The sequence below is a fragment of the Candidatus Methylomirabilota bacterium genome, from assembly GCA_036005065.1.
Taxonomy (GTDB): domain Bacteria; phylum Methylomirabilota; class Methylomirabilia; order Rokubacteriales; family DASRDR01; genus DASYQW01.
Window position 1 is genome coordinate 1 of sequence record DASYQW010000270.1, and the last position, 9609, is coordinate 9609.

Genomic DNA, 9609 nt, shown 5'->3' on the forward strand with positions numbered 1-9609 from the left:
GCGCGGTCCACGGCAGGCCGAGGTGGCGGACGGCGACCTCCCCGAAGAGGTCGCGGAAGTCGGTGGTCAGCGCGAGGTCGCGTCCCTCGTGGAGCTGCTCGGGCCGGAGCCCGGGCCAGCGCCCGTAGACGCGTCCCCCGCGGACGGGTCCCCCGAGGACGAACATCACCGTCGCGTGGCCGTGGTCGGTCCCCCCGTTCCCGTTCTCCCGCGCCGTCCGCCCGAACTCGGTCATGGTGAGGACGACGACGTCGCCTCGCCGCTCCCCGAGGTCCTGCCAGAAGGCGGCGAGCGCCAGCCCGAACTCGCCGAGCAGGTTGGCGAGGGGACCGCGCACGCCTCCCTCGGCGACGTGGTGATCCCAGCCGCCGACCTCCACGAAGGCGACCTCGAGCCCCAGGTCCGCCTTGATGAGCTGGGCGGTCTGGCGGAGCGTGTCGGCGAACCGGCCCCTGGGATAGACCGCGCCGTGCTCGGGCGGCCGCGAGGTCGGCCGGGCGGCCCGAAGCCGCTTGACGGCCTCGAAGGCCGACTGACCCGTGCCGCCGAGGAAATCCCGCACCGCGTCGCGGTAGAGCGACTCGAAGCCGCGCTGGACGTCCCCGGGCGAGCCGCGGAGCTCGAAGCCGTCGATCGAGGGGAGCGCCAGGGCGGTCGCCGGACCCTGGAGGGCCCGCGGCAGGAGCGGGCTGAGGGCCACCCCGCGGAAGACGGACGCCTCCTCGCGCGGGCTGGCGTGCTGGAGGCAGCGGTTGAGCCATCCGTCCGGCGTCGACTTGACGCCCGGGGTGCCGGCCTCCATGAAGTCCTGGGCGTCGAAGTGGGAGCGGGTGGCGTCCGGAGAGCCCACCGCGTGGACACAGGCGAGCTCCCGGCGCGCCCACAGCGGGACGAGGGGCGCCAGGCTCGGATGGAGCCCGAAGGCGCCGTCGAGGTCGAGCGCCCGCTCCTCGGCTCCACGCGCCGGCGGCGGGATCCCGATTCTGGGGCGCAGCCGGGCGTAGGCGGGGTCGCCGTGCGGGACCACGATGTTCAGGGCGTCGGCCGCGCCCCGCTGGAAGATCGCGACCAGGACGCGCGGCCGGGTGCCGCCCGGCGCGGCCCGGGCCGTGCGGATGAGGAACCGGGGGGCCAGTCCCATCGAGACCAGGGCGATCCCGCCCTGTTTCACGAACGCGCGCCGGGTCAGCATGGCGGGCTCTATCGGCGCTGGAATTCGGGAGAGCCCAGCACCAGCGCCACGATCTTCGCGATGTCGGGCGCGGCCACCGGGTCATCGAGGGTCGCCCGGAGGACGGCGGGCTGGGCCAGCGCCTCCTGGATCACGGCCCGGCTCTCGGTCGAGAGGTCCCCACCCAGCAGGAGCCCGATCAGGGAGTCGGCCACGAGCGGCGGATCGGCCGTCGTCACGATTCGCGCGAGGTCGGCGGACGTCCCCGGGAGGCGGTTCGCCGCCAGCGCCTGCGCGAAGTTCAGTCGGGCCAGGAGCCCGCCGGGGTTCGCCCACGCCTCGGCCCGATCGGCGTACCCGGTCGGCGGCTGCGCCCCGTAGAGGGGCTGGCCCATGGCGAGGAGCGTTCGCTCGACGGACGGGCCGGCGTCGGTGTCGGCGCCGAGCGCCCGCAGCGCGCTCACCGTGAACTCGAGCGGCGTCTTGACCTTCGCCCGGTAGGCCGTCGAGGCGAAGAACTCGGGTGAGCGGACGATGCGTCGCACCACTGCCCGGATGTCGCCGTCGGTCTCCCGGAACACCGCCGCCGCCTGCTCGACGAGCGCCGGCGGCGGGTCGTCCGCCACGAGCCGCCGGGCGAGCTTCGTCGCGATGAACCGCGCCGTCGAGGGGTGGCGGGCGACCAGGTCGAGCACCCGCTCCCCTTCCTCGCGCCCCCCACCCGGCGGGAACGCCTGTCCGAGGATCACCTTCGCCTCGCGATCGTGGGCGCGCGGGTCGAAGACGAAGCCGCCGCCCGACCGCGGATGGCCGGGACGCGGGTGGTCGATCGTCCAGCCGGTGAAGGCCCGCGCCACGGCCACGACGTCCGCCTGCGTGTAACCGCCCTCGACGCCCAGGGTGTGGAGCTCGAGGAGCTCTCGCGCGTAGTTCTCGTTCAGCCCCGCGCGGCGGTCGCCGAGCCGGGCCTCGGACGCCGTCGAGAGCCAGGCGTCCAGGTAGAAGAGCATGGCCGGGTGGTGCGCCACCGCCCCCAGGAGGTCCCGGAACCGGCCGAGCGCGTGAGGCCGGATCGCCTGGCGCTCGTAGTCGGGGAGGTAGTAGCGCACGGGCCCCTTCCCCGCGAACACGTTGAAGTGGTTGAACCAGAAGTCGACCATGACCTCGACGAGCTGTCGCTCACTGTAGGCGGCCCGGAGGAGGCGTGCCTGCTGAAGCTGGCCGATCATCGCCCGCGGGCTCTGCTCGGGCCGCATCTCGATTCCCTGGCGCGTGGCCTGCCGCGGCAGGGGGTACGCCTCCATGAGGGCGCCCGGTGTCATGCCGGGAACCGCCAGCCGGGCGAGCCGGTCTTCCAGGGCCCGGTCGTCGAGACGCTCGGGAGCGAGCTGGGCGTCGATCCACGCGCCGATCCCCCGCCGGCGAACCGCCTCCACGTCACCGGGCCGGGGACCGTAGCCGAGGCGGTTCAGGACGTGGAGGGCCTGCTGCGTCTCGTCGAGGGTCGTGGGCGGAAGGGGGGCGAGCGCGCCGGGCGCGGGAGGATGCGAGACCCCCGGCGGCGCGGGTCCAGAGACGGCGTGGTCGGGACGCGCCCGAGGCCCCACCGCCGGGGCCGCGCACCCCGCGGCGACGACGGCCAGGACCAGCACGAGCCGGACGATTCCCGATTCGGCCAGCCGACCCATCGGCGCCTCCTCGCGCACAGCGCGCTCTGTCGCGTTAGACGCGCCGCCCGGCCGGATGTTCGGTTCCGTCCGGCGGCTTTTGCCGCCGCAACGATCCTTGGGGAGGATTCGGAGGGGCGTTCCGGCACCCCTCCGAGGATTCAGGCCTCGGCGACCGAGACCTGCAGCCCGATCTCGGCAAGGATCCGGGCGACGCGCTCGCACTCGGGCCGGGGGCCGACCCGGACCGCCGCCTTGCCCTCGGTGTGCACGCGCCAGGCGATCGCCATGCCGTCGTCGTGCGAGCAGCCGATCGCCTTCACGAGCTGGTTGGCCACTTGCTCGAAGGTGTGGCAGTCGCAGTTCCAGAGAAAGGTGATCCACGGGGGCGGCAGAGCCGTCGTCTGATCGACCTCCTCGTCGACGACCGGCCGCGTCCGGGTCTGGCTCAGCCGGCTCATCACGGAAACACGGCGACCTTGATCGCCTCCGGCTGCCGGTGGGTCAGGAGCGCCTCCTCGACCGCCTCGAGGGCGAACCGGTGCGTGAGGAGGGGGGTCACCTCGACGGCGCCCCGGGCCAGGAGCGCGAGCGCCTCGCCGAACTCCTGCTGATAGATCATGGACCCCCGTACGTCGAGCTCCCGGCGGACGACCCAGAAGAAGGCCACGCTGGCGGGATCGTGCGGGAGCCCGGTCAGGACCACGCGGCCTCCGGGTCGCACGAAGCCGACCCGCCCCAGCGCCAGCTCGATGGCCGCCGCCGTCCCCGCCGTCTCGACGACGAGATCGACGCCGTCGCGCCCGGACAGGGCCCGGGCCGCCTCGGCCGGGTCGCCCGCATCGAGGGCCAGCGTCGCCTCGGCACCCAGGGCCCGGGCGAGCCCGAGGCGGCGGTCGGTGCGGCTCACCACCAGGACGCGGCAGCCCCGCCCGCGCAGCAGCTGAAGGGCCAGCAGCCCGAGCGTGCCGGCACCGACCACCGCGGCCGTCTCCCCCGCGTGCGGCGCGCCCCGGCCGACGGCGCGCACGACGACGGCGAGCGGCTCCGTCAAGAGCAGCCGCTCGGCTGGAAGCCCGGCCGGCGCCGGCCAGCACGCGCGCTCGGGGAGGAGGCAGAGCTCCGCGAATCCACCGGCCCGATCGATGCCGACGGCGGTCCGCGCGAGGCACAGGTTCCCGCGGCCCTCTCGACAGAGGTCGCAGTCCCGACAGCCCCAGTTCGGCTCGACAGCCACGGTGTCGCCGGTCTTCACGCGACCGACTCCGGAGCCCACGACCGCCACCTGACCGACGAACTCGTGGCCCGGCGTGAGCGGGTATTGCACCGGCCGCTCGCCGGTGAAGATCCGCCAGTCGGTCCCGCAGATCCCGGCCGCCGCCACCCGCACCAGCACCTCGCCGGGGCCGGGGGCCGGCGGCTCGACGCGCTCGACGTGAAGCGCGCGGGGGCCCCGGAGGACCGCCGCCCGCATCACGCGATCACCCGCGCCACCCGCCGGCCCATCACGCGGCGGTCTCCGCGCCCGGGGCCAGGCCCGAGCCGCGGTAGGACGCAGGGAGGAGGCGGCCCGAGGCGTATGCCGCATACGTTGAGGGCCGCCGACGACCGAGGACGACCCGCGGCGACGGGCATCGCCCCGGGCGCCTCACGCGGCGGTCTGGCCCCCGTCCACAAAGATCACCTCGCCGGTCATGAAGTCGGAGGCGGCGGAGGCGAGGTACACGACGAGCGGCCCCAGCTCCTCGGGCTTGCCGACCCGGCGAGCCGGCACGTCCCGCAGGAGGCGCTCGCGGATCTTCTCGTCGGCGAAGGCCGGGGCGTTCATGGGCGTCACGAACCAGCCGGGGGCGATGGCGTTCACCTGGATGTTGAACCGGGCCCACTCGACGGCCAGCGCCCGGGTCAGCATGATGACGCCGCCCTTGGAGGCGCTGTACGCGGTATAGCCGGACAGGCCCTGGACGCCGAGCACCGAGGCGATGTTGATGACCTTGCCCGACTTCCGGGCGATCATCGACGGCCCCACCGCCCGGCAGAGCGTGAAGATGCCGGTCAGGTTGGTGTCGACCACGGCGCGCCACTCCTCGGGCGGGGTCTCGACGAGCGGCTTCACGATGGCGATGCCCGAGTTGTTGACGAGGACGTCGATGCGCCCGAACGCCTCGAGGACGTCGGTCACCGCGCGCTCGACCGCGGCGGGAGCCGTGATGTCCACGGGGACCACCCGGGCCGCCCGGCCGAGGGTCGCCACGACGGCCGCCGACTCCTCCAGGTCTCCCTTCGAGCGGGCGAGCAGCGCCAGGTCGGCGCCGGCCTCGGCGAGAGCCACCGCCATGGCCCGGCCGAGCCCGCGGCTCGCCCCGGTGACGACGGCCACCCGGCCGTCGAGCCTGAGCTGCTCGAACACCGACATCAGTTCAGCTTGGGGCGGGAGCGCCTGCTGCCGCTCCCCCCCAAACCCCCCCACCAGCAACCCGCTGCGTCCCGTTGTCCCCGCACGGCTACGTCCTGCATCGATTCCTTCAGGGGCTTTCGGTCCTCAGCTCGGATAGAGGGATTCGATGACGTCGGCGTAGTTGGCCGAGACGACCTTTCGCTTCACCTTGAGTGTCGGCGTCAGCTCGCCGCCCTCCTGCGTGAAGTCGCCCGGCAGCACGGCGAAGCGCTTGAGCCGGGAGTAGGTGGCGAGCTTCTCGTTGACCGCATCCACGATCCGGCCCACCCGCTCGGTGACGGTCGGATGGCGCACCAGCTCGGCCACCGGCTTGTCCCCGAGCCCGGCGGCGCGAGCGAACTTGCCGAGCTCATCCGGGTTCAGCGTGAGCAGCGCGACCGGGTACGGCCGGCGGTCGCCGTGGACCATGGCCTGACTCACGAAGGGGTCGCCCTTGAGCAGGTTCTCGATGTGCTGCGGCGCGATGTAGCTGCCACCCGCCGTCTTGATCAGGTCCTTCTTCCGGTCCGTGATCGTGAGGAAGCCCTCGGCGTCGAGCTGGCCGATGTCGCCCGTGTGGAACCAGCCGTCGGGCTTGAACACCTCGGCGGTCTCCTCGGGCTTCCGGTAGTACCCGATGGCGATGTTCGCCCCGCGGGCGACGATCTCGCCGTCCTCGGCGATCTTGAGCTCGACCCCCGGAAACGCCTGACCCACCGTCCCGAACTTGAAGCGCTGCCGGCGATTCGCGGAGAGGATCGGGCAGGTCTCCGTCAGCCCGTAGCCTTCGAGGATGAGGATCCCCACCGCGTGGAAGAACTCGGCGATCTCGCGGGAGAGCGGCGCCCCGCCCGAGACGCAGAACTCGAGGCGCCCGCCGAGCGCCTGGTGGAGCTTCGAGAAGACGAGCTTGTGGGCGAGGGCCTGCTGGAGCCGCAGCCCGACGGGCAAGGGGCGGCCCTCCCGCGCGTGCTGGCTCACCTGGCGCCCGACGCCGAGGGCCCAGTGGAAGATCTTCCTCTTGGCCGGCGATCCCGCGTCCACGCCGGCGCGCACCTTGGCATACACCTTCTCGAAGACGCGGGGCACGCTACAGATGAAGTGGGGCCGCACGTCCTTGAGGTTCTCGGAGAGCTTCTCCAGGCTCTCGGCGAACGCCGTGACGAAGCCCCGGTGGATCCCGATGAACGCCTCGTGGCGCGCGAAGGAGTGGGCGAGCGGGAGAAAGAGGAGGTGCACGGCCCCCTCCGGCAGCTCCACGATCGCGGACGCCGCGCGGAGAGCCGCCAGGTGGTTGCCGTGGGTCTGGACGACCCCCTTGGGGTGCCCGGTCGTGCCCGACGTGTAGACGATGGTGGCCACGTCCTGGGACTTTCTGGCGGCGATCCGCTCGGCAAGCTCCCCCTCGTGCTGCGCGCGCCCCTGGCGGCCGAGCGCCCGCAGGCTGCCCCAGTCCAGGACCCGCGGCGCCCGGGCCGGCGTGGTGGCCGGCGGCGTCCCGTCGATCAGGACGATCGAGTCGAGCCCCGGCATCTCTTTGGCCACCTGGAGGGCCTTGGCGAGCTGGCCGGCGTCCTCGACGAAGAGCGTCTTGGCGGCCGAGTCGTTGACGATGTAGACGATCCCCTCGGGCGGGTAACTCGGGTAAATCGGGATCGTGACGCACCCTGCCGAGAAGATGGCGAAGTCGGCCCGCACCCACTCGGCCCGGCTCTGAGCGAGGAGCGCGACGGCGTCCCCCCGCTGGCGTCCGAGCGCGATCAGGCCGAGGGCCAGCTCGCGAACCTCGTCCCCGAGAGCGCGCCAGGACACCTCCGTCCAGCGGCCACCGATCCTCATCAGCTGGGCCGGGCGGTCTCCGCCGCGCGCCACCCGCTGCCAGAACATCTGCGCCAGGTTGTCTTCAGCCATCGTCGCTCCTTCCGCCATCCAACAAGCTGTCTTTTAAGAGATTATCTTAGCTCATTCACTGGATAACGCACTGCGTGAAAAGTGCTTGACCGGCTATGACGCAGCGTGTTATCTTCACCCTAGACATGGGAACGAGCCGGTCTCCCAGTCGATCCCCCAACACACGATCGCGGCGCGGCCCGCAGCCGGCCCGCGGCAGAAGGAGCACAGTCATGGCGCCCAAGTCCCAGACGACGGAGCAGACCCCGGTGGGGCCCGAGCTGTTCACGGAGATGCAGGCCAAGGCCATGGAGGCCTTCTCGGCCTTCGCGCAGACGAACCAGCGCGTCCTCCAGGAGCTCGTGGACCTGTCGGTGACGACCACCAAGGAGAGCATGCGAGCCTACGCCGAGCTCCAGTCGGCGGCGGTGGACGCGGTGCGGACGGCCCAGCCCAACGCCCCGGCCCAGTTCCCGACGGTCGAGGAGTGGCAGCGCGATCCGTTCAGCTGGTATCAGAAGGGGCTGCTCACGGCCGTCGAGGGCACCCAGAGGGCGTTCCGGCTCATCGAGGCGAACGCCCAGGTGGTCACGCGCAGCGCCGAGCGGCTTCAGGTCTCGGCCGAGCACACCGGCAAGGGGATCCAGGACGCTCTCACCTCCTACGTGAGCCGCATGAAGGAGCTCTACGGCCGGAACTGAGCGGCCGGCCACCGTCACCGAGAGGGCCGGGCCCACCCGGCCCTCTCCTCTTTCCACCCGTCATCGTTCCAGACGCGACTCGAGCTCACGGAGCTTCGCCTTGAGCGCCGCGACCTCGGCGCGCAGCTCCTCCAGCTCACCGCCGGGCCGGGGCTCGGCGGCCGGCGCGGATCCGCCTGCCGCCGGCCACCAGCCCGCCCGGCTTCCCCAGTCGCGCAGCACGCGCTCCGCCTCCCGCTGGCTGGCGACGATCCCGCTCAGGCTCGCCTGAAGCGACTGCTGGACGAACTCCTGCCAGGTCTCGCCATGCTTGATGAGCTGGTGGAGGAACGAGGGCGGCAGCGACGAGCGGCGCCCGCGCGCGTTCTCGAGGATGATCTGGGCCAGGGTGAGGGTGGTCAGATCCTCGCCCGACACCGCGTCGACGACCCGAATCTCGTGACCCTGCCGGATGAGCTCCTCCAGCTCCTCCAGCGTCACATAGCGACTGCGGCTCTGGTCATAGAGCTTGCGGTTGGCGTAGCGTTTGATGAGGACCGGCTCATCCATGGGGGCGCCCCACCCTTCGGGGGGCTTCAGTCTAACACTCCGCGTCATCGCCGCAAAGCGGCGGCGCCCGGCAGGGCTCGGCCCCATTGAACGAAGGCGAGGGCCGTGCTATCAGGGAGCATCTGCCGAGGCAAGGAAGGAGCGCTCTATGAAGCTCGAAGGCCGGAAAGCCGTGATCACCGGGGGGTCGCGGGGGATCGGGCGGGCCATCGCCCTGGAGCTCGCCCGGGAAGGCGCCGATGTGGCCGTCAACTACCTGGCGAGCGAGGCGCCGGCCCTGGAGGTCGTCCGCGAGGTCGAGAAGCTGGGCCGCCGCGCGCTCGCCGTCCGGGCCGACGTGAGCGATTTCCCCGACACCTTTCGGATGGCGCAGGAAGTCCTGGGGATGCTCGGGCACGTCGACATCCTCGTCAACAACGCCGGCATCAGCAGTGACAAGACGTTCGTGAAGATGGATCACGCCTCGTGGCGGAAAGTCCTCGCCATCAACCTGGACGGCGTCTTCAACTGCACCAAGGTCTTCGTCGATTCCATGATCAAGCGCAACTACGGGCGGATCGTGAACATCACGTCGGTCATCGGGCAGATCGGGAACTTCGGGCAGGCCAATTACGCGGCCTCCAAGGCCGGCGTCACCGCCATGACCAAGTCGCTGGCCAAGGAGCTGGCGGGCAAGGGCATCACCGTCAACGCGGTAGCGCCCGGCTTCATCGCGACCGAGATGGTCGACGCCATCCCCGACAAGGTCAAGCAGCGCCTGCTCGACCAGATCCCGCTGCGGCGCTTCGGGACCGCCGACGAGGTGGCGCGGGCGGTGATCTATCTCGTCTCCTCCGACGGGGACTACATCACGGGAGAAGAGCTCTCCATGAACGGCGGGATCCTGATGCGCTAGATCATTTCGGGGGGGTCTCGGAAGACCCCCCCGATGCCCCCCCGTCGTGGCGGCGGCGAAGCCGCCGCTCGGAGTGGACCACCAACCGTAAGCGCTTAGGTAATCGGCGGAGCGCGGTCACTCCCGCCGGGCCGCGAGGGGGCCGGGATCGCTCGGCCCGGGTCTCAGCTGCGGGCAGCCGGGCGGGCCTCCCAGAGCTTGAGGAGCTCGGCGGCGAAGGTCAGCCCGCTGGTCGCCCAGAACGACATGGCCTGCATCGCCAGCGTGGCCGGCGCGTAGGCCATCGCCCAGGCGCCGGG

Annotated in this window: 9 protein-coding genes; 2 read left to right on the forward strand and 7 right to left on the reverse strand. The window is 72.0% G+C overall.

Annotated elements, in window-relative coordinates:
- From VGW35_18730 to VGW35_18755, 6 genes are all read right to left on the reverse strand, one after another.
- The coding region (locus tag VGW35_18730; GenBank protein ID HEV8309703.1) for a DUF1501 domain-containing protein at window positions 1-1192 on the reverse strand (1192 nt) is incomplete at its 3' end.
- Window positions 1193-1200: 8 nt separating this feature from the next.
- Window positions 1201-2859 carry a DUF1800 domain-containing protein gene (locus VGW35_18735; GenBank protein HEV8309704.1) on the reverse strand — a complete coding sequence of 553 codons (1659 nt, stop codon included), beginning with the start codon at window positions 2857-2859 and terminating at the stop codon, window positions 1201-1203.
- A 140-nt stretch (window positions 2860-2999) separates the two neighbouring features.
- Window positions 3000-3299, reverse strand: a complete 300-nt coding sequence (locus tag VGW35_18740) for an ATP-dependent Clp protease adaptor ClpS (protein HEV8309705.1) — start codon at window positions 3297-3299, stop codon at window positions 3000-3002.
- Window positions 3299-4312: an alcohol dehydrogenase catalytic domain-containing protein gene (locus VGW35_18745; protein ID HEV8309706.1), complete on the reverse strand. Its 1014-nt coding sequence runs from the start codon at window positions 4310-4312 to the stop codon at window positions 3299-3301. The genes VGW35_18740 and VGW35_18745 overlap by 1 nt, the downstream gene beginning before the upstream one ends.
- Window positions 4313-4486: 174 nt before the next feature.
- Window positions 4487-5254 (reverse strand): glucose 1-dehydrogenase, encoded by a 768-nt coding sequence (locus VGW35_18750; GenBank protein ID HEV8309707.1) that lies wholly within the window; start codon window positions 5252-5254, stop codon window positions 4487-4489.
- A 126-nt stretch (window positions 5255-5380) separates the two neighbouring features.
- Window positions 5381-7186, reverse strand: coding sequence for a long-chain fatty acid--CoA ligase (locus VGW35_18755; GenBank protein HEV8309708.1), 1806 nt, complete (start codon window positions 7184-7186; stop codon window positions 5381-5383).
- A gap of 212 nt (window positions 7187-7398) precedes the next feature.
- Here VGW35_18755 and VGW35_18760 point away from each other — a divergent pair, with 212 nt between their 5' ends.
- Entirely contained in the window at window positions 7399-7866 is a 468-nt protein-coding gene (locus VGW35_18760; GenBank protein HEV8309709.1) for a hypothetical protein, read from the forward strand.
- A 60-nt stretch (window positions 7867-7926) separates the two neighbouring features.
- Here the strand turns inward: VGW35_18760 and VGW35_18765 are convergent, their stop codons facing one another.
- Window positions 7927-8415 (reverse strand): polyhydroxyalkanoate synthesis regulator DNA-binding domain-containing protein, encoded by a 489-nt coding sequence (locus tag VGW35_18765; protein ID HEV8309710.1) that lies wholly within the window; start codon window positions 8413-8415, stop codon window positions 7927-7929.
- Between the two features lie 148 nt (window positions 8416-8563).
- Between VGW35_18765 and fabG the strand changes: the two genes are divergently transcribed.
- Complete coding sequence (gene fabG, locus VGW35_18770) at window positions 8564-9310, forward strand: 3-oxoacyl-[acyl-carrier-protein] reductase (protein HEV8309711.1); 747 nt, start codon at window positions 8564-8566, stop codon at window positions 9308-9310.
- Window positions 9311-9609 lie beyond the last annotated feature (299 nt).

Coding starts and splice junctions, on each gene's coding strand:
- VGW35_18735 (HEV8309704.1), bottom strand. CDS start 2,859: ATGGGTCGGCTGGCCGAATCGGGAATCGTCCGGCTCGTGCTGGTCCTG.
- VGW35_18740 (HEV8309705.1), bottom strand. CDS start 3,299: ATGAGCCGGCTGAGCCAGACCCGGACGCGGCCGGTCGTCGACGAGGAG.
- VGW35_18745 (HEV8309706.1), bottom strand. CDS start 4,312: ATGCGGGCGGCGGTCCTCCGGGGCCCCCGCGCGCTTCACGTCGAGCGC.
- VGW35_18750 (HEV8309707.1), bottom strand. CDS start 5,254: ATGTCGGTGTTCGAGCAGCTCAGGCTCGACGGCCGGGTGGCCGTCGTC.
- VGW35_18755 (HEV8309708.1), bottom strand. CDS start 7,186: ATGGCTGAAGACAACCTGGCGCAGATGTTCTGGCAGCGGGTGGCGCGC.
- VGW35_18760 (HEV8309709.1), top strand. CDS start 7,399: ATGGCGCCCAAGTCCCAGACGACGGAGCAGACCCCGGTGGGGCCCGAG.
- VGW35_18765 (HEV8309710.1), bottom strand. CDS start 8,415: ATGGATGAGCCGGTCCTCATCAAACGCTACGCCAACCGCAAGCTCTAT.
- fabG (HEV8309711.1), top strand. CDS start 8,564: ATGAAGCTCGAAGGCCGGAAAGCCGTGATCACCGGGGGGTCGCGGGGG.